Genomic DNA, 20,700 nt, shown 5'->3' on the forward strand with positions numbered 1-20,700 from the left:
AATTAATCGCTATATTTGCACCGTTCCTTAAAGAAAGACAACGAATGAATCTACCAGAAATCTCTGAAAATCTAATTGAACAGTTAAATCACGGTAATACAAAAGCATTTGATAAAATCTATCATACCTACTACCTTTATTTGTGTGCGATAGCTGTTTATTATGTGCATGACAAGAGGGTGGCAGGGGAGATTGTGAATGATGTCTTTGTCGCTTTTTGGCAGAATCGCCACCATATCACTCACCCGGCTCTTCCGTACTTGCGGCGTGCTATTCAAAACGCAAGTATTAGTTATCTGCGTTCTTCCTACTTCAACGAAAAACAGATGACGGAACAGATGGAAGAAATCTGGGCTTTTCTCGAAAATCATATTCTTTCTTCCGATAATCCTTTGCAGGCATTGGAGCATAGCGAAATGAATACCATCATCATGAAGAAGGTGGAGGAATTGCCAGCCAAATGCCGTGCCATATTTAAAGCAAGTTTGTATGAGGGTAAGACATACAGTGAAATTGCCGAGGAGCAGAATATTAATGTGACCACTGTAAGAGTACAGATGAAAATAGCATTGACTAAGCTACGCGAATCACTGGGTACTCCTTATATGATAGCTATTTTGATGTTTCTCTAAAAAAAATCGCTTTTCTTTTAAACGTTTCTTTTTTTATTGCGTATCTAGTTATATACACCCATAGAAAAAGTACGTTTATGAATGACTCTTATCATATAGAAGAATTGGAAATCCGGATAAGCAACTATCTGTCCGGTAACTGCACCGAAGAGGAGAAAGAAGCTCTGTTCGCTTATCTGGCTTCCAATGAAGATGCAGCTAAAATTTTCCGGGAGATGTCCGCAGTATGGGCTGTTTCTTCTGTGCCTGCATTTGCCAAAGTAGAGGATGCTAATTTATCACAGATAAAAGAAAAAATAGCCGCTGCTGAGATGAAACCTGTCCGTTCGCGGAAGATAGTTCCTGTGTGGCTGAAGGTAGCTGCTGCAATTATTTTGTTGTTGGGCTGTAATTACTTCTGGTACACTTATACTGAAAATCTTACGGAAGTATATACGAATGCGGATTCTCCTTATGAAATTAAAGTGCCAGCTGGTTCGCGGACGAATATTGTGCTTCCGGATGGAACAGAGGTTTCATTGAATGCGGGTTCTGTGTTACGTTATTGCCGTGGGTTCGGTATTCGTGAACGTGATGTTACGCTTGATGGCGAAGGATATTTCAAGGTGGCGAAAAATGAGAAGATTCCTTTCTTTGTAAATACGAATGGTGTACAGGTAAAGGTGGTAGGGACTGTTTTTAATGTACGCGCTTATGATGACGATAATTATGTAATGGTATCTTTGTTGGAAGGTCGTGTCAATTTAGCCACTTTGTCCGGTTCGGTAATGAAACTATTCCCTAGCGAACAGGCTTTTTACGATAAGAATACGGGCCGCATGGAGAAAATGAAATCAAATGCTAGTTCTGCCTGTGACTGGTTGGATGGTGGCCTGACATTTGAAGATGCTCCGTTTGCCGACATCGCACACCGTCTGGAGCGCAAATTCCAGGTGAAGATCAGTTTAGAGAGTGAACGTCTGAAAGCGGAACGCTTTTCCGGATGTTTCAATAGTAATCAAAGTATCAATGATATATTGGGAGAAATCAACGTTGAGAAGCAATATACATGGAAAGTTAGTGGAGACACTATCTTTATAACTGACAAGAAAAAGGAGGTAAAATAAGAAAAAGTAAAGTATGATTGGGAACTTAGTCGATAGATATATCGGTGGTTCAGCGTTGTATAGAAAGATATTATGTTAACCTTTAATAGTGAAAAATATGAGATTAATAGTAAAAAGAATATTATTAATGCTTCTGCTTTTGTCTGTAGGAAACGTTTTGACTGGTGGTTTCCAGCTATCGGCACAGGAACAAAGTAAGCGATTCAGTGTGAAAGTAGATAATATTACTTTGAAAGAAGCCATTGAAGTAATAAAGAAGCAAGGCAATTACTCTTTCCTGATTCGTAATAATGACATTGATTTGAATAGGAAAGTCTCTGTGAATATAAATAACGGTACTATTAATGATGTGATGGGACAATTGCTGGCCGGTACGGACGTCAGTTATGAAGTGAACGGCCCCCGGGTGATTATGTTCCATGCAGTGACACCGCAGAAAGAACAGGAAAAAGCGTTTGTCTTAAAAGGTAGAATCACTGATCCTACAGGTGAAGGGGTGATTGGGGCAAATGTGAAAGTGGTCGATTCTACGGAAGGTACCATTACGGATATGGATGGCAATTTTTCTTTGATGGTTACTCCGAATGCCCGTTTATCCATATCGTATATCGGCTATGCCACACAGGAAGTGGTGGTGAAAGATCAACGTCCTCTCAATGTAACTTTGAAAGAAGATACTCGGTTAATAGACGAAGTAGTAGTTGTTGGTTACGGCGTACAAAAGAAAGCGAACCTGACAGGTGCGGTGAGCAGTGTGAAGATGGATGATGTTTTAGGTGACCGTCCGGTGGTGTCTGTGAGTGACGCTTTGAAAGGGGCAATGCCCGGCTTGCAGATTACAGGTAATTCAGGAAGACCCGGTGAAGAAATGAGTTTCAACATTCGTGGTGTCAACAGTTTGGATAAGAATGGGAAACCGCTGGTGCTGGTAGATAACGTGGAGATGGATATTAATATGCTCGATCCGAACGATATTGAATCGGTGACTGTTTTGAAGGATGCGGCATCTTCTGCTATTTACGGAGCACGGGCAGCTTTCGGTGTGATTTTGATTACTACAAAGAAAGGCTCGGATGCAACTAAACTCTCTATTAATTATTCAAATAACTTCTCTTTTAGCAGACCTGCCAATATGCCTCATAAGGCTACTCCGCTCCAAACGGTACAGGCTTATAAGGACATGGGGACAATAAATTATCAAAGTGGTCAGAACGTAGATACCTGGTTGGGACTTTTGAAGGAATATAATGCTAATCCGTCTGCATATCCGGATGGTTATGCAATGGTGGACGGGCTGCGTTATAGCTTGGCAGAAACTGATCTTTTCGATGATATGATGGAGACTGGTTTCCAGCAAACTCATAATATTTCGGTAGGTGGCGGTACGAAAGATATTTCTTATCGTTTCTCCTTCGGTATGGTGAATGAAAATGGGGTACTGGCTTCGGATAAAGATACGTACAAGCGTTACAATGTGTCTTCTTATCTCCGTTCAGATGTGTTTTCATGGATTACTCCGGAATTGGATATTAAATATACGAACTCTAACTCTTCATTGCCGGAAACTTCCGGAGGATATGGTATATGGGGAGCAGCAGTCGCATTCCCTTCTTATTTCCCTACTGGAACAATGAATATTGACGGCGAAGAATTACCGATCAATACTCCTCGTAACTTGATTGATCTGGCATATCCGACAACTATTCAAAAGAATAATCTTCGTATTTTCGGAAAGGTTACGATCAGTCCTTTGAAGAATGTGAAGTTGATTGGTGAGTATACATTCAATCATCTAAGTAACGAGAAAACGAAATTTGAGAAGAAGTTCTATTATGCACATGGAGGTAACTTTGTGAAAGAGGTTTCCACTGCCAATTCCAAGTATGAATATTCCAATGGTATTACGGATTATAATGCATTGAACTTCTATGCTAACTATAACAACTCATGGGGCAAACATGATGTAACGGTGATGGGAGGTTTCAATCAGGAGAGTAGTGATTATCGTTATGCTGAGATGTCGCGTATGAATATGATTAATGAAGATCTGCCGTCTATTTCGCAGTCGACAGGTGATTATTTTGCTAAAGACAAATTTGAACGTTATACGGTAAGAGGGTTATTCTATCGCATTAACTATTCGTTTGCCGGCAAGTATTTGCTTGAAACGAACGGACGTTATGACGGTTCTTCCAAATTCCCGAAGAATAGCCGTTTCGGTTTCTTCCCTTCGGTTTCCGCCGGATGGCGTATCAGCGAGGAAGCGTTTATGAAACCTTTGAACTCTGTTCTTTCGAACTTGAAATTGCGTGGTTCTTGGGGTAATATTGGAAATCAGAGCATCACTCCTTACGCATATATTCCCGGTATGGATGCGGAACAGGCTTATTGGACTGTTTCCGGTATTAAAGTTACTACTTTGAAACCAGCTGCTTTGGTTAGCAATAGCTTTACTTGGGAAAAAGTAACGACAATTGATGTCGGATTCGATCTTGGGCTATTGGATAACAGATTGAATATGGTGTTCGACTGGTATCGTAGAGATACTAAGGGTATGCTTGCTCCGGGCTCTGAACTTCCGGGTGTATTAGGTGCAAGTGCCCCTTTACAGAACACGGCTGACCTTCGTTCTAAAGGTTGGGAAATCTCGGTTGACTGGAACGATCAGATCGGAAAAGTGAAATATAGCATAGGCTTTAATCTTTACGATGCGAAAACAAAGATTACTAAATACAACAACGAAACAGGACTGTTTGGCAAGGACAAGAACGATAATGAAACATATCGCGTAGGAATGGAACTGGGTGAAATTTGGGGGTATGTGACCGATCGTTTGTACACAGTGGATGATTTCGATGCAGATGGCAAACTGAAACCGGGTATTGCTAAAGTGGAAGGTTATAATCCGAATCCGGGAGATATATTATATAAGGACTTGGATGGTAATGATATTATCAACAGTGGTACCAGTACAACGAAAGATCCGGGAGACCGTAAAATCATTGGTAATAATACCCGGCGTTATCAGTATGGTATTCATGGTAGTGCAAGTTGGAACGGTTTTTCTCTGTTATTCTTGCTGCAAGGAGTTGGTAAACGAGATTTGTGGGTGATGAACGATCTGTTTTATCCGCATTATGATGCTTGGACTACCGTTTATGATTCACAGTTGAATTATTGGACTCCGGAAAATACGAATAGTTATTTCCCCCGTATTTATGAGAAAGCGGCCGGAAATACAGATGCCAATACACGTGTACAAACTCGTTATCTACAGGATGGATCGTATTTAAGTATTCGTAATATAACGCTTTCTTATAATTTTCCGTCTAAGTGGATGAGTAAGATTGGAGTTAATAATTTGGCTGTGTTCTTCAGTGGTGAGAATCTTTATACGTTCGACCACTTGCCGAAAGGACTTGATCCGGAACGTTCTGTCACGGATGATTTAGGACAACGTGGTTTTACCTATCCGTATATGAGACAGTATTCGTTCGGTATAAACCTTTCATTCTGATTGTTTCACAACTTAAAGAGTAATTATTATGAATAAATATATACTATGTGTAAGCGTTAGTCTTTGTTTGTTGATGTCGTCTTGTCTAAATGACGAATTTCTGGAGGTTTATCCCAAAGGACAGCAAACAGAAGCATCGGTCTTTACTACCTATGACAACTTTAAAACGTATACATGGGGATTGTATAACGTGTTCTTCGGATATACGTATGATACAGGGCAAACGGATGAGATTTTCCGTGGTGATTTTGAATCGGATAACATGATAAAAGGATTGGATGGATATGAAGGTCAGTGGGCATATCGCAAAGCAAAGGCTACAGATGAGTCTAAAGATTGGGATTATGATTATATCCGTCGTGTCAATCTGATGCTCGATAATATCGATCATTCAGAAATGAGTGAGACCGAGAGGGAGCATTGGAGAAGTGTGGGATATTTCTTCCGTTCTTATAAATACTTTCAGATGCTTTCCAAATTTGGTGATATTCCCTGGGTAGAGCATGCTTTGACAGAGGAAAGTCCCGAGCTTTATGGAAAACGTGATAGTCGTGATTTGGTGGCTTCCAATATTCTGTCTAATTTGAAATATGCGGAAACACATATTGGCAGTAATATCGAAGCGGATGGGAAAAATACAATTAATATGTATGTGGTGAAAGCTCTTATTTCCCGTTTTGCTTTATTTGAAGGAACTTGGAGAAAATATCATGGTTTGTCGGGGGCAGATACTTATCTGGAAGAATGTGCCCGTGCTTCTGAAGAGGTGATTAAGCAATATCCGAATGTGCATCCTAAATATGATGAGTTGTTTAATTCGGAAACACTGGATGGGGTGACAGGTATTCTTCTGTATAAGGCTTATGAAACCGGACAGTTAATGCATGGTTTGACCCGTATGGTGCGTACAGGTGAATCTTATATTGAGGCAACGAAAGACGCGGTAGACAGTTATCTTTGTACGGATGGACGACCGGTTAGCACGACAACTAGTCATTATGGGGGTGATAAGAATATGTATGGACAATTCCGTGATCGTGATTACCGGTTGTATTTGACGATCTGTCCTCCATATATGGTGAAGAAAGAAAACGGACCTAGTACGGCTGATTGGAAATATACGGATAATGCACAGGACAGAGAATTTATAGATTTAATGGCTACGATTTCCGGTGAAACTTATCATCGTTTGCCGTCTTCCAACTTTAAAGGATTCACTGTGCAAGGACAACCTCACTTTAAGAATATGAACTGGGGACAGGGCTGGAATGCTTCCCAAATGGGATTCTGGGTATGGAAATATTATAATACACATACTGTAGCTACCAACGCGAATGGGGTGAATACAACAGATGCCCCGCTGTTCCGTATAGGTGAGGTAATGGTAAATTATGCCGAAGCGATGTGCGAATTGAATAAGCTAGACCAGGCTGCTGCGGATAAGTCTATTAACAAACTTCGGGCAAGAGCTAATGTGGCGAAAATGGTGGTGAATGATATTAATGATGCTTTTGATCCGAAGCGTGATCCTTCCGTTCCTGCTCTCTTGTGGGAAGTGCGTAGGGAGAGACGAGTTGAGTTGATGGGCGAAGGTTTCCGTCTGGATGATTTGCGCAGATGGAAGAAAGGAGACTATGTTAACAAACAACCGCTGGGTGCTTATGTGACAGGGGCTTCGGCCAAGAATCTGAAAGTAACGGGTGGTGCAGGTGCTGATGAAGGATATGTTTATTTCTTTGATACCCCGCTTGGATGGCAGGAACATTATTATCTGTATCCGTTGCCTTTGAAGCAATTGGCTTTAAATACGAATCTGGAACAAAATCCGGTATGGACAAAGTAATTTTAAATTGAAATGATGCACAAGACCTGTAATATTTTAGTATATTGCAGGTCTTGAAAATTTAAGGTAGAAAATGAAAAATAGAATATCAATAAAATATGCGTTTTTTTGTGGAACAGCTTGCTGCATCTCATCTATACTACGTGCACAACAGGATGCATCCCAAATGAATGTCCTTTTTATAATGGCTGATGATATGCGTCCCGAACTGGGGTGTTACGGGGTGGATGTAGTGAAAACTCCTAATATGGACCGTTTGGCGGCAAGTGGTGTCTTGTTTCAGAATGCGTATTGTAATATTCCTGTGAGTGGGGCATCCCGGGCTAGTTTATTGACGGGGGTATATCCTCATTATCCCGATCGCTTTATTAGTTTTTCCGCCTATGCCAGCAAAGATTGTCCCGAAGCAATACCTATTTCGGGATGGTTCACCCGGAATGGTTATCATACTATTTCGGACGGCAAGGTGTTTCATCATATCAGCGATCATGCGGATTCGTGGAGCGAGCCTCCTTACCGGAATCATCCGGATGGATATGATGTATATTGGGCGGAATATAATAAATGGGAACTTTGGATGAATTCGGAATCGGGAAAAACGATTAATCCGAAAACGATGAGGGGACCTTTCTGTGAATCTGCTGATGTTCCTGATACTGCCTATGATGATGGAAAACTTGCAAACCGGGCTATTCGTGACTTGAAAAGGATGAAGGAGACCGGCAAACCTTTCTTCTTGGCTTGTGGTTTCTGGAAACCTCATTTGCCGTTCAATGCTCCAAAGAAATATTGGGATTTATATAAACGAGAGGAAATACCTTTGGCTACCGATCGTTTCCGGCCTGAAGGATTACCGGAGCAGGTTCGTAATTCGAGCGAGATATATGCGTATGCACGGGTTACGGATACGAGTGATATTGACTTCCAACGAGAGGTAAAACATGGATATTATGCTTGTTTGAGTTATGTGGATGCACAGATCGGCAAGGTATTGGATGCATTGGATGAACTGGGATTATCGGATAATACAATTGTGGTTTTGTTGGGGGATCATGGCTGGAATCTGGGAGAACATGATTTTATAGGTAAACATAATCTGATGGATACTTCTACTCATGTACCGTTGATTGTCCGTGTGCCGGGAATGAAAAAGGGAAAAACAAAATCGATGGTGGAATTTGTTGATTTGTACCCGACTTTATGTGAACTTTGTAAACTTCCTGTTCCCGCTGAACAGTTAAGCGGGCAAAGCTTTGCCGGGGTTTTCAAGAATCTGAAAGCTAAGACGAAAGGTGAAGTCTATATTCAGTGGGAAGGAGGAGATAATGCTGTTGACCGGCGTTATAGTTATGCGGAATGGATGAAAGGCGACGTGAAGAAAGCCAGTATGTTGTTTGATCATCAGATTGATAAGAAGGAAAACAAGAATCGGGTAGATGAGAAAAAATATAAGAATAAGGTCGAATCATTATCTTCTTTTATCAGAATAAAGAAGTCATCATTAAAGAAATAATATGAGAACAGTTTTTTTACAGTCCAGTCGTTTGGTATCGGTTGTTTTATTTATGCTTTGGGGTATGTCGATATTTGCCCAGCGACAGGATATCTTGCTAAATAATGATTGGAATTTCCGGTTTTCGCATCAGGTACAAAAGGGAACAGAGGTAAGAGTTGATTTGCCTCATACTTGGAATGCGCAGGATGCTTTGTCCGGTAAGATGGACTATAAACGGGGAATTGGCAATTATGAGAAGAATTTATTTATTCGTTCCGAATGGAAAGGAAAACGTCTTTTTATTCGTTTCGAAGGAGTGAATAACATTGCGGATGTGTTTGTCAATCGTCGTCATATAGGTGAGCATCGTGGGGGATATGGGGCTTTTATCTTTGAGATCACTGGAAAGGTGGAATATGGAAAAGAAAATTCTATATTGGTACGAGTGAATAATGGTGAACAGTTGGATATTATGCCTTTGGTCGGTGACTTTAATTTTTATGGAGGTATTTATCGGGATGTACATTTACTGATTATTGATGAGACGTGTATTTCTCCTTTGAATTATGCTTCTCCCGGAGTACGTCTGATACAGGATAGTGTGAGCCATAAGTATGCTAAGGTGCGTGCTGTTGTTGATTTATCAAACGGAGGTAGTGGTAATCGGGAAGTAGAGCTTAATGTACGCCTGTTAGATGGTCAAAGGGTGGTGAAAGAAGGAACAAAGAAAGTGAATCTTTCTGGAAACGCAGCAATGCAGCAGGAATTTACATTTGAAATCGATCAACCTCATTTGTGGAATGGTCGCCAAGATCCTTTCCTTTATCAGGCGGAAGTGATTCTTTCCCGGAATGGTCAGATGGTAGATCGTGTCATACAACCGTTGGGACTTCGTTTTTACCGGATTGACCCTGATAAAGGTTTTTTCTTGAATGGAAAACACTTGCCTCTTCAAGGCGTTTGCCGTCATCAGGATAGGAGTGAGGTGGGCAATGCGCTGCGCCCACAACACCATGAGGAAGATGCGGCATTGATGTTGGAGATGGGAGTGAATGCTGTTCGTCTGGCACATTATCCGCAGGCTACTTATTTCTATGATCTGATGGATAAGAATGGTATTATTGTATGGGCTGAAATACCTTTTGTGGGGCCTGGTGGATATAATGATAAGGGTTTTGTGGATTTACCAGCTTTCCGTGCCAACGGAAAGGAACAGCTCAAAGAACTGATTCGTCAACATTATAATCATCCTTCTATTTGTGTATGGGGAGTGTTTAATGAGTTGACGGAGTTGGGAGATAATCCGGTTGAGTACATCAAAGAATTAAATGTGTTGGCACATCAGGAAGATCCTACCCGGCCTACGACCTCCGCAAGTAATCAAATGGGAGATTTGAATTTCATAACGGATGCTATTGCTTGGAACCGTTATGATGGATGGTATGGTGGCACTCCCGCTGATTTGGGGAAATGGTTGGATCGAATGCATAAGGATCATCCGGAAATATGTATCGCTATCAGTGAATATGGTGCCGGTGCAAGTATTTACCATCAACAAGATTCGTTGGTTAAAACTGTACCAACCAGTTGGTGGCATCCTGAAAACTGGCAGACGTATTATCACATTGAAAACTGGAAAACAATCTCTTCCCGTCCTTATGTATGGGGGAGCTTTGTCTGGAATATGTTTGATTTTGGCGCTGCACATCGCACTGAAGGAGACCGTCCCGGAATTAATGATAAAGGTTTGGTTACCTTCGACCGGAAAGTTCGTAAAGATGCTTTCTACTTCTATAAGGCCAACTGGAATAGGGAAGAACCAATGCTTTATTTAACAGGCAAACGTAACACAGTACGTACACAACGTTTGCAAATAATTACTGCTTTCACGAATCTGTCAGGAGCCGAATTGTTTGTAAACGGTAAGAGTTATGGTAAAGCAATACCGGATTCGTATGCTATTCTGGAATGGAAAAATGTGGAACTAGAACCTGGTGAAAATGAAATAAAGGTTGTTTCCACTAATAAGAAGTTACCTTTGAGCGATAGTTTTCATTGTAGATTGTGATAGGTAGTTTAAATGATAATCGGAAAGAGCACTGTAAACAAAGTAGGTTTGCAGTGCTTTTTTTCTAGGGGTTTCTCTTTTGGGAGATAATAATCCTTCCTGAATCTATAACAGCGGATAATGATACTCCAACAGTATAACAGATCATATCTGACCATAGAAAACCATGTCCAAAGATTAATGCTCCAAGTGTGGTGTTTCGTACAGTATTTGCCCAGTCTGCTTGGTATAGTTGGCTAATTTCTATACAATAAGAAAATAATAAGGAAATAACAATGGTCTTGAGTATAGATAATGATGGGAAAAGAAAGCGTATTCCACAATATACCATGGCTGCCCAAAGCGTATCGCCTGAATACTCTGCGATAAATTCGGGCAATATATCACCATGTTTTCGGGAAGCCAATCCTAACACTATAATTGCGAAAGTAATTGCAAAATAAATCCAACGTTTGTTTTTCACGCAGTAATGTTTTAGTATGGTGCAAATTTATAAAATTAAGTTGGATAACTTGGCAGGATGGATCAAACTCTGATAAAAACAGATTTTATTTACATACTAAACCTTTCGTTCTTTTGAAATGTTATAAGGTCGTTCGAGCTTTATCTCGATAAATGTGTTCATAACCAACCGATTTACGCAATTGTTGTGGAAACGGCTGCAGTTGGTCACTTAAAAAGTTAGTAATTAAAATAATAGAGTTATGAAGAATCTTTTTCGACCGTTGTTAGTACTGACAGGATGTATAGTATTGGCGAGTTGTGTAAGTCAGAAGCAATTTAAAGGTTTAAAAACTGATTATACAAAGTTGCAAACAGAATATCAGGAAAGTCAATTGCAGCTAAGAGAAAATCAGGCACGTTCAACAAGTCTTGAGGAGAGACTTGCCGAAGCGCAGCGGAATAATAGTGAGTTACGCAAGAGCTTGTCCGATATGCAAAGCATCTTGAATAAGAGTCTTACACAGAGCTCTCAAGGGAATATGAATATGGGGAAGTTGATAGATGAGATCAATGCTTCAAACCGTTTCATCCAGCATTTGGTTAAAGAAAAGAATAGATCAGACTCTTTGAATCTCGTAATGGTCAATAAACTTACCCGTTCGCTTACCCGTGAAGAGATGCGTGACTTGGATATTAAGGTATTGAAAGGTGTTGTATATATTTCCTTAGCAGATAACATGCTTTATAAATCAGGAAGTTATGAAATTAGCAATAAAGCAGAGGCTGTGCTTAGTAAAATAGCCAAAATCATTCAGGACTACAAAGATTATGATGTTTTGGTAGAAGGAAATACAGATACCGATCCGATATCTCGTACGAATATACGTAATAATTGGGATTTGAGTGCGTTGCGTGCTTCATCTGTTGTTCAGGCATTACAGAATATTTATGGTATAAATCCCAAACGCCTGACTGCTGCCGGTCGAGGTGAATTTAATCCGGTAGCCGTTAATGATACGGCAGAAGGAAAAGCTCGTAACCGCCGGACCGAGATTATTATAACTCCTAAACTGGATCAGTTTATGGATTTGATAGATCAGGCTCCTGATAATTCTTCATCAGGTATAGTGGGGGATGAGAATACAAAAGAGTAAAGGAAATATTTCCATCTAGGGCTAATAATAAAGCGATGAATTTGAATTCATCGCTTTATTATTAGCAATTTGAAACAGATACAGTAAAGTGTTAGAGGTATCTATATTTTATTTTCAGAGCTTGAGAAATTGCTCTATTTTATAGAGAGTCCGATTTGAAATGAGTATTGCTGATTTTAAATGTTTTCGGCAGATGGACCTATTTTGAAAATTCAAACTCATATGGATAAGGAGTTTGATTCCATGAAACCCATTCTATCTTTCCATAATTATGCAAATCACATGGGAAAACTACAGAATAGTCCCATGGATTATACCGATATGGTATGTCAACATATTGACAAGCATATTTATTTGAATATAGCCAATGATATCCTGTTTTAGAGTCGCTATATATTGCTACCATAAAATATTTACCAATCTTTACTTTAGCGGAAGTATATGTTTCCTTTATTGACGAGGCAAATATAGAATAAGTAGCATTAACTATGCTACCATCTTTCTTTTTAATTTTTGATTTTGACAGCAAATTCCAAGTTTCATCTTGTATTTTTTGATAATCAAGTATATTCCCTGAAAAAGTTTGCTTTTTCACATCAAATTCCTCATTGTTGTCAGCCTTAAATAATAAAAATGTGGTGGAAATATTTTCGTAATCAGACTCTGGAGTAAGAGCTTTGTATCCATTTAGCCAAATTTCCTGAATGTCACTTTTTTCTTCATCACTTTTATTACATCCAACTACTATCAGTGCAGTCATAATTAAAAATAGAAGTTTTTTCATGTCTAATTTATTGATTATAGTACAAAGGAACACACAAAACCACGTATTAGCAAATTTTACGCCAACAAATTGAGCTTAGAACTGTATTTTCAGGAATTATTCCTTTTTCATTTTCAGAACCTTCTCCAAATTATCAAAGGAATATTTCATATATACTTTATAATTTAATGCACCAAGTTAAAATGAATTTTATGTGAAAAAGAATCTCTCCCTTCTTTTTTTGAGTGGCTATTTTACATTAATCAGCAGTATACTTATGTCATAAGATAGTTCTGTTTTGATGTAAGAACGATCTTTTTTGTGAAATACAGATTAGAATGGGGAGTCTATGCAGATTGTTTTTTTTAATTCAGAAATGAACTTTTTTAGAAAAGCAAAACGCTAATTATCTATTGATAATCAGCGTTTTATTTAAGTGATTCCGAAGCGATTCGAACGCTTGACCCACGCCTTAGAAGTTTACACTTTAAAAAGGTATGCTCTACTTTCAAAATCTACTGTTAATCAACTGATTATATTCGTACTATAACTACTTCCTTTTTTTCCTTTGATACCGTTGTTTCTACTGTTACAGTGTCTTTGGTTAATAATTATGTTAGTTCATACTTTTTTTAATTCATATTTATAAATCCATTGTTTTCCATGTTGATAATATTGTTAGTTATTTCTTTCACAATGTTACCAACCTGCTGCTTCTGCTGCTATTTCTGCCGCTAATGCTTCTGCTGCTGCGATACTATCTGCTTCTCTTATAAGAATATCTATACTATCTTTATAATGGGCTTGTCGATTGGTATTTATACCGTAGTAGTTGGCCATTACTCTGTTGATTCTTTTTATATCGTACTGTAAATCATTAGAGTAAATGCTGTCACCAATTAATAGAAGCTTATATAAATCGGCATTAATAATGAAAGACTCATCCTTTTTTATTTTCACTTTAGTTTTATCATAGTTTAAATGGAAGACCTCACATCTTATTGAATCATCAGTGTCAATGTAGATTCTATTAATAAAATACCCTTTTAATTCAGCATCTGCACTATCTACTTGGCTGTATTCCAATTTTCTTCCATTTTCAGGATATTCTTTTTCTATCAAAGAGATAGCTATGCCTCTTACAGTTAATGGCCTTTTGTTTGAGCATCCTGCAATGACTAGTAAAAATGCTATTATGGGGATTATTTGTTTCATCTTTTATATTTGCTTAATATTACCTTAGATAGTTTTTATTTCTTTTGTTTTGATGGCATTTTATTATTTTCATGCTTGTTATACTATTGAATCCAAGTATCTATTGTATAATTCTGCAGTTATTTCATCCTCATATTTCTCGCATCGTTCTTTGCAATATCGTAGTATTTCCTGCTCTGATATAAATTGAAAATCAAAAGTAATAGCTTTGTTGCTATTGTAGAAATTTTGTATATATTCTATGGTGTCGTCCTTTATCCCCTCTGCCAATTGAGCTATGGTAGAATTACTTAGAACGCAGATATTTGTTTCTGGGTAGATGTCATTATCTCCAAAGGCACCTAGGTTTCCCGTTATTTGATTGAATAAATCAAAATTTCCCGCAAAGCCTTTACCATAATATAGCTCTTTAGAAGCAATAATGTTGCGAAGATCCTTGAAAACAATATTGTGACTGTTATAATGATCTATTGTGAAATCTAAATCTTTTCTAACTGCTTTCTCTGCATGATACCCTTCCCAATCTCCTTCCAAAATTGCGTTTATGTCGGTAAAATATAGTCTTCGAATATTGTACCCATCATGAATTAGCTTATCTAACTTTTCTATTTTTTTTGGTCCAGGGTATTCGCCGATTAATACATAATTAGTCTTTTTAGTAATACCAGTGTCTATGTCGGCTCCCATTGATTTTAGTATTTTCCCTAACTCTTTTCGTTCGATATCAAACTCTCCAGTGATAACCACCTTTCTATCATAGAATGGATTATTGGGATCGGCATTCGATAAATCCTTTACCAAAATATCTCCACTTAACCTATCTGCTTGTTTCTCAATAAGCGATTTTTTTTTCTTTGGAATTAGAAGTGCATCAGGATCTTCTCCATTTAGATATTTAAGATAGAAGTTGGCACAACATTCGGCATCGAAAAGAGCATCGTGATGTCCAGATGTGTTCATTCCGAAACATTCGCATAAATCATGTAATCCCATGCGTCCAAATATGTTGCAAGTGCATTTAAAAGGTTCAATTCCTAATGGCAAAATTCCATAATATGCGAGATTCTTATATAATACATCTTCGTCGAATTGAGCGTTGTGGGCAACAATAGTATTATTTATAAAATAGGGAGATATTTGGTCCCAAATCTTATCAAAAGTATCACTGTTCTTTGTATTATCAGGTGTGATATGGTGTACCCTTATGGTATTTGAATCATATTCATTGAAAGGAGGCTGTATTAATTTCGATATTCGTTCTGTAATATTTCCGTTCCTTACTACGACTATTCCTATTTGACAAGCCATTCTTGAGTTTGTTGCTGTTTCAAAATCTACTGCTATAAAATCTGTATTACTCATGTGTGTATTTTATAAGTTCAACAATTACATTACCATCCTCTTTCATTCAATATCTTAACTACTTTCCAAACACTCTTAATCATACTTTTAGGTAGTTCCTCTTCCGGATACTTCTCATTGTGTGATTTACACAACACATAGTTCTTAGAATCTTCTGGGTACTTTTGAACCTCCTTGAGGATTCTTCTTCCATCAGTAAGAAGAAGAACAAATATATTTCCAAATCCGAAATATTCTTTCCAGTTTTCAACCTCTCTTATTAAAACCTTGCTGCCTGCTGGGCAAGTAGGGTCCATACTATTGCCTGAAACAACTAATGCTATATCATCGTCTTGGGCGTCCGTGAACGGAATAAGTTTTTCTGGATATTCAGAGTCACCGGATACGGTATTCAAACTATGCATGCCACCAACTGCATCTAGATTAAGCAATGGAACCAATCGATAAGATAGTGATTTATCAGAGTTGATAGAAGCTGAAGTTGAGATTTCGGATATAAACATAGAGCCTTTATCCATTAATAGCCAATTCGCGTCAACGTTTGGGAGTTTGGATAGTATTTTTACGATAACCTCTTTCCCTAGACTATCAGCTTTGCACCAATTGCTAGTTGTTGTTGGAGAGGCCTCCATTAACTCGGCAAATTTTAAATTATTGCCACCACTAAATTTTTCTCTTAACAAAGTTATTTTTTCTCCAATATTCATAACGTTGTGGATTTTATCTATATTTGTATCGAATTAGTTTATTAACCATTAAAAACTTATTGTTATGTCAAATGAAGAAATCCGATTAGAGGTTGCTAAACTTGCAATTCAGTGTTTCATTGGGTGCAATGGCAACCGGAATTTCAACGATTTTAGCGCTAACGCTGCTATTCTTTATGACTACATCAAGTTTGGTAAATTGCCAAAAGATGCTGTTAAATCAAAGGAATAGTTGTATTATTCCAGCGATAGCTGCTATTATGGCGGCTATCGCTCCAATTTTAACCAATTGATCTCTTCTGGCTTCTCCTGTAAAGCAGCCTCTTCGCGCGAACAGCATTCCCTTTTCTGATAACTGAAACCAAGTCCAGCCGTAAGCAGAGTCTAAAACAGCCGAACCTGTCTTTCCGTAAATATCAAGCACGAGCATTACATCGTCTGATATATAACTCTTATCGAATTCTTTAAGCACTTCTTCTAATTCAATAGTCCCGCCTTTTTTGTGGGCATATAGAATTAATTCTTCAGCTTTCCTTTCGCAGCTATTCATGATGTATTAGTTAAATAATGTTTTAGATTCACAGTTTTATGGATTAATATTTTGATATATCCACAAAACTGTGAATCTTTGCATTCGTAATTCAGTTCACAAAAAAGAAACGGATACAAAAAGGGCTGTTAGAGAAGCGTCCCTATTCCTATCACTGTTCTTTAGTCATGCGCAAAGATAGGCAGTCCTTTTCAATTATCCAATGATATGTGAATGTTTTACGACACAATTAAAAGGTTTCGTGGCTGTTACCGAAAAAAGACATTGGACAAAGCTCTATTTGAGTAACTATCTAACAGCCACAATAGGATAGTGAAAGAATAGGGCTTTCTTCTTTTAGGAGGAAGAAAAGGATATGGAATTTAAAAAGATGCAACGTATCAGTCATATTGAAATATCAATATGCTATGAAACAGAAGGAATAGATAGCGGAAAGGCTAAAAAGCCCTTATCAGTATCCAGGTCTATTATTGTAGACGGAAAAGAAGTCTATAATGATAAAATGAGTCCTAGAATGTTTATGGCATCAAAGGACCCAATAAGAAATTTGGAATGTTTTCTTTTAGGACTTGAAGAGTCCAAGGACAGCCGCAATATTGGCCGCAATAGTGGAAAGCGAGGCAGCTTTCTCGCACAAATTTGGAGAAAGCTGTTTTGCAAGAAAATCCAATTCATCACTTAATTTCTGAATATTGGCTTTCAATATCTCTTCTTGAGCAGCAAAGCCGCCATGGCTGTAAAGATCATGTGCTCTAGCTGTTAATTGGAAGATTATTGTTCCGCCAAGACATTTAGTTTGCTTTAACAGCCTCATTTCTTCAAACTGATCATATACAGCTTCAACTATATCTGATGTAGTATTGAATTCTTTAGCGCAAGAATGAATATCATTTTGGACATTCATACTGCCGGCGGATAATAAATCAGCCAAAAGATCGTCTTTTAGTTTTGGGGTAATAAGAGTAATCATAAGTATAAAATTTTAAATGTGACATTACAAAAGTAATAATAACTCGGGCATGTTCTCCATTTTTGACGATAAAGTTCTTAAATGTGACAGTTTAGATTTCTCTTCGGAGACGTGCCCATTTTAAATATCAGGAGAGATATACGATGAAAGAGATAGAAGCATTTCAATGTGACTACTGTAAAAAGTACAGTAAATCAAAATCGGTAATAAGGAGGCATGAATCAGAGTGCTATCATAACCCGGTAACAAAAGCTTGTGCCACATGTGGTAATTATGGTAAAGAACATTATAAGGTTGATAATTCTGTTTTGCCTAATTGCTTTGAGGGTGATGTTTACAGCAGTAGGCCGATGTGTAAAGTAGGTAAAAGTATATCCTACCTGAAAGATGGTAAAGTAACCGTTGATCTGCGTAATGATTGTGAATGTTGGATTCAAAACAAGGAGGAATAAGTCATGGAAACAGCCCCATCAATTATAGTGTGTATTATACTTTTATTTGCTATTATAGGGATTGTAGCAAGTATCATGTATTCGTTTAATCAATTTACCAAAAAAGGCAAATATAATAATACTATAATTCTTTCGTCGGACATGAAATATGTGCCTACCTCTACTCCATATGAAGATTTGTGGAAACAGGCAAAATTATCTTCGTATTTAGATATGGATTTTGTTGATTTTCATCGCATAGAGTTTCCCGTGGAAAAAGGTTCAAATGAAAGCGCCTACCGTGATGCACTTATTAAAGTGCTTAACAAAGGAAAACAAGGCTTATCACCTCTCACAGTCAGTTCTATTAGGGATGACACTGAAATACGTAAATTCTGTATCGGTCTCACTATGCCTAATCAAAGCGTAGAGTACCGCATAAAAATAGCCGAAACTTTATACGACTATATAAGATTAAATAAAATTCCGACACTAAATAAGGAGGTGTAAGACATGGATAGATTACAAGAAATTATGATGGCCGCTGAAAATGTAACGTTCAGTAAAAACCAGTCCTCGGCTTTGGTAGGAGGGAGAAGGAGGCTGGAGAGATTGGCCGCTGAAAAAAAGATCGCTTTCATAAAGACTACCGACAAAAAGAATGGCCGGTGGGAATGTAAAGGTTCTGATGTATTACGTTATGCTATACCCCAAAATTACACTCGAGTATGAATAGAGTCAGCAAGCACTTGCTAACAATAGCTGTAGCAGTAGTGACAATAGCAGGCTGCATCTATGCTGGAAGGACAGAGTATAATGATGATGTATTATCCGGCATGAGCGCAGAGAAGTATCAGTACATACACGACAGTCTAGGTTGTCGTGCCTCTCAAGAAGATGTAGTAAAAGAGTACATCACTAATCAAAAATATTATGATTCAAAAAAATATTAGACCATGAGTAAACAATCTTTCAACATTCCCAGTGGAAGCAATTATGTTTCGGTTGAGGCTACCGACAATAAACTGATTATTTCTTTTTCAAAAGAGAATCCCAATATGTTTTTCTGTCAAGAGAGCGAACATATAGAAGAAACACCTCTTATAGGTCATTTATCTATATTCTGGGATCCCGGTTCCTCTGATGCTATAATCTCCAAAGTGGCTGACATTGATTATTCAGACTGTACATATAAAGCCCAAAATGGGGTATGGTATCGGTATGCTATCCGTTTTCGTAGTGAAGAACAATATTCCAAAATACTCCAATCCAATGTTACAAAAGGCAAAACCAAGTAAAAATAGCCTCATGGTTAAGCTGGACATAGTGTTTAGCAAGTTTATTCGAGTGCGTGATATGAGAAATGATGGTACTTTCATCTGTATATCATGTAATAGAATACTTCCATATGAACAAGCGGATTGTGGACATTACATCAATAGAAAACATATGGCTACACGGTTCAATGAGAAGAACTGTAATGCTCAATGTCGTTCATGTAATCGATTTGACGAAGGTAATTTACAGGGGTATCGACGTGGATTAATATCCAAGTATGGTGAGTCTGTTGTACTCATGTTGGAGTCTATGAAGAACCAGATAAACAAGATATCTGATTTTGAGTATAAGGCGATGATTGATTATTATCGTAAGGAGACTAAACGCCTAATGAAAGAAAAAAACATGGATTGATATTATGCCGGAATTATGCAAAACGGATATACGAGCAATTGATCGACTGTTATGTCAATGCTCCAGAGAAATAGAGAAGCGTACATCTCCCTGTTCTCCAGCCCGTGACTTGATACGTAGATGCAATAAAATTCGTAAGAAGATTCATCGCATAGTTCCAAATAAGTAACATATGGAACTATTTGAATTATGAAAATCATATATGTGTATTTAATCTTTCGAAAGAAAGGCTATGCTTTTGGCTCATTGAGTGCTGTTTTTGATTATTTGGAGAGGATGAAGTAGGGATAAAGAAAAGCACATTACTTCATCGTTCTGATGCAGGCACAATAACAACCTCAAGAGCCATCATTACTAAACTAACCTTATTAAGAAGTAAGAAATGTCATGGTAAAGAAGATACAGACAAAAATCAAATGTGATTGCCGCGCTTGTAAGCGTGCTGGTCCGGAAAATAACTTTATGGTATATTGCCCTATTTGGGGATGTAATAGGTCTATTGGGATCCGATTATGCTCACACTTTATAAATAAATGATTATGGACAAGAATGATTATAAATGGTTGAAAGTTGGGGGAGCTCCATTGACTCTATATGGAAATAAGTCTCTACAGGCTAAGGTCTCTGTATGTGGATGCAATGGGTGTAGTTATGATAAAAGGCAAGGTGCCAGGAAATGTATGTTGAGTCAATTCTGTATGGGGCATTTGCGTCCTGATAAAACTCCTGTTGTGTTTGTAGTGGCCTGATT

The 20,700-nt window shown here is 38.0% G+C and carries 21 protein-coding genes; 14 read left to right on the forward strand and 7 right to left on the reverse strand.

Features of this window, described 5'->3' with window-relative positions; translation table 11 throughout:
• Window positions 1–44: 44 nt before the first annotated feature.
• The 6 genes from DXB58_RS23960 to DXB58_RS23985 all read left to right on the forward strand — a co-directional run bounded on the left by DXB58_RS23960 (window position 45) and on the right by DXB58_RS23985 (window position 10,661).
• Window positions 45–632, forward strand: a complete 588-nt coding sequence (locus tag DXB58_RS23960) for an RNA polymerase sigma-70 factor (protein ID WP_004308903.1) — start codon at window positions 45–47, stop codon at window positions 630–632.
• Window positions 633–709: 77 nt separating this feature from the next.
• Window positions 710–1,738: a FecR domain-containing protein gene (locus DXB58_RS23965; protein WP_004295831.1), complete on the forward strand. Its 1,029-nt coding sequence runs from the start codon at window positions 710–712 to the stop codon at window positions 1,736–1,738.
• Between the two features lie 127 nt (window positions 1,739–1,865).
• Entirely contained in the window at window positions 1,866–5,255 is a 3,390-nt protein-coding gene (locus DXB58_RS23970) for a TonB-dependent receptor (protein WP_199487893.1), read from the forward strand.
• A gap of 28 nt (window positions 5,256–5,283) precedes the next feature.
• Window positions 5,284–7,098, forward strand: a complete 1,815-nt coding sequence (locus DXB58_RS23975) for a RagB/SusD family nutrient uptake outer membrane protein (protein WP_122138476.1) — start codon at window positions 5,284–5,286, stop codon at window positions 7,096–7,098.
• A gap of 73 nt (window positions 7,099–7,171) precedes the next feature.
• Complete coding sequence (locus DXB58_RS23980; RefSeq protein ID WP_199487885.1) at window positions 7,172–8,611, forward strand: sulfatase; 1,440 nt, start codon at window positions 7,172–7,174, stop codon at window positions 8,609–8,611.
• 52 nt (window positions 8,612–8,663) lie between these two features.
• Window positions 8,664–10,661, forward strand: coding sequence for a glycoside hydrolase family 2 TIM barrel-domain containing protein (locus tag DXB58_RS23985; protein ID WP_369907207.1), 1,998 nt, complete (start codon window positions 8,664–8,666; stop codon window positions 10,659–10,661).
• 64 nt (window positions 10,662–10,725) lie between these two features.
• Here the strand turns inward: DXB58_RS23985 and DXB58_RS23990 are convergent, their stop codons facing one another.
• Window positions 10,726–11,124, reverse strand: a complete 399-nt coding sequence (locus tag DXB58_RS23990; RefSeq protein WP_032853359.1) for a DUF2809 domain-containing protein — start codon at window positions 11,122–11,124, stop codon at window positions 10,726–10,728.
• Window positions 11,125–11,365: 241 nt separating this feature from the next.
• Here DXB58_RS23990 and DXB58_RS23995 point away from each other — a divergent pair, with 241 nt between their 5' ends.
• Window positions 11,366–12,259 carry an OmpA family protein gene (locus DXB58_RS23995; RefSeq protein WP_122138478.1) on the forward strand — a complete coding sequence of 298 codons (894 nt, stop codon included), beginning with the start codon at window positions 11,366–11,368 and terminating at the stop codon, window positions 12,257–12,259.
• 199 nt (window positions 12,260–12,458) lie between these two features.
• Here the strand turns inward: DXB58_RS23995 and DXB58_RS24000 are convergent, their stop codons facing one another.
• The 4 genes from DXB58_RS24000 to DXB58_RS24015 all read right to left on the reverse strand — a co-directional run bounded on the left by DXB58_RS24000 (window position 12,459) and on the right by DXB58_RS24015 (window position 16,306).
• Complete coding sequence (locus tag DXB58_RS24000; protein ID WP_233527356.1) at window positions 12,459–13,043, reverse strand: hypothetical protein; 585 nt, start codon at window positions 13,041–13,043, stop codon at window positions 12,459–12,461.
• 678 nt (window positions 13,044–13,721) lie between these two features.
• Entirely contained in the window at window positions 13,722–14,237 is a 516-nt protein-coding gene (locus DXB58_RS24005; RefSeq protein WP_122138479.1) for a hypothetical protein, read from the reverse strand.
• Between the two features lie 78 nt (window positions 14,238–14,315).
• Window positions 14,316–15,599 carry an exonuclease domain-containing protein gene (locus tag DXB58_RS24010; RefSeq protein WP_122138480.1) on the reverse strand — a complete coding sequence of 428 codons (1,284 nt, stop codon included), beginning with the start codon at window positions 15,597–15,599 and terminating at the stop codon, window positions 14,316–14,318.
• 29 nt (window positions 15,600–15,628) lie between these two features.
• On the reverse strand, window positions 15,629–16,306 hold the full coding sequence (locus DXB58_RS24015; protein ID WP_122138481.1) for a helix-turn-helix transcriptional regulator: 678 nt from the start codon (window positions 16,304–16,306) through the stop codon (window positions 15,629–15,631).
• Between the two features lie 64 nt (window positions 16,307–16,370).
• On the opposite strand from DXB58_RS24015, the gene DXB58_RS27765 reads away from it, so the two are divergent.
• On the forward strand, window positions 16,371–16,538 hold the full coding sequence (locus tag DXB58_RS27765; protein WP_158571583.1) for a hypothetical protein: 168 nt from the start codon (window positions 16,371–16,373) through the stop codon (window positions 16,536–16,538).
• Here the strand turns inward: DXB58_RS27765 and DXB58_RS24020 are convergent.
• Window positions 16,527–16,856, reverse strand: a complete 330-nt coding sequence (locus DXB58_RS24020; protein ID WP_008998340.1) for a hypothetical protein — start codon at window positions 16,854–16,856, stop codon at window positions 16,527–16,529. The two genes, DXB58_RS27765 and DXB58_RS24020, sit on opposite strands and share 12 nt — an antisense overlap.
• Before the next feature lie 562 nt (window positions 16,857–17,418).
• On the reverse strand, window positions 17,419–17,826 hold the full coding sequence (locus DXB58_RS24025) for a hypothetical protein (protein WP_122138482.1): 408 nt from the start codon (window positions 17,824–17,826) through the stop codon (window positions 17,419–17,421).
• 143 nt (window positions 17,827–17,969) lie between these two features.
• Between DXB58_RS24025 and DXB58_RS24030 the strand changes: the two genes are divergently transcribed.
• From DXB58_RS24030 to DXB58_RS24065, 6 genes are all read left to right on the forward strand, one after another.
• A complete protein-coding gene (locus DXB58_RS24030; RefSeq protein WP_122138483.1) occupies window positions 17,970–18,278 on the forward strand; it encodes a hypothetical protein in 309 nt (102 codons plus the stop codon).
• 3 nt (window positions 18,279–18,281) lie between these two features.
• Window positions 18,282–18,767, forward strand: a complete 486-nt coding sequence (locus DXB58_RS24035; RefSeq protein WP_122138484.1) for a hypothetical protein — start codon at window positions 18,282–18,284, stop codon at window positions 18,765–18,767.
• A gap of 218 nt (window positions 18,768–18,985) precedes the next feature.
• Window positions 18,986–19,210, forward strand: coding sequence for a hypothetical protein (locus DXB58_RS24045; RefSeq protein WP_122138486.1), 225 nt, complete (start codon window positions 18,986–18,988; stop codon window positions 19,208–19,210).
• Window positions 19,211–19,213: 3 nt separating this feature from the next.
• Window positions 19,214–19,555: a hypothetical protein gene (locus DXB58_RS24050; RefSeq protein WP_122138487.1), complete on the forward strand. Its 342-nt coding sequence runs from the start codon at window positions 19,214–19,216 to the stop codon at window positions 19,553–19,555.
• The gene (locus DXB58_RS24055; protein ID WP_122138488.1) at window positions 19,530–19,949 is read left to right on the forward strand and encodes a recombination protein NinG; all 420 of its coding nucleotides are present in this window, start codon (window positions 19,530–19,532) and stop codon (window positions 19,947–19,949) included. Before DXB58_RS24050 ends, DXB58_RS24055 begins: the two co-directional genes overlap by 26 nt.
• A gap of 539 nt (window positions 19,950–20,488) precedes the next feature.
• Entirely contained in the window at window positions 20,489–20,698 is a 210-nt protein-coding gene (locus DXB58_RS24065; protein ID WP_122138498.1) for a hypothetical protein, read from the forward strand.
• Window positions 20,699–20,700 lie beyond the last annotated feature (2 nt).

It is taken from the genome of Bacteroides sp. OM05-10AA (genome assembly GCF_003439055.1).
Classification (GTDB): domain Bacteria; phylum Bacteroidota; class Bacteroidia; order Bacteroidales; family Bacteroidaceae; genus Bacteroides; species Bacteroides intestinigallinarum.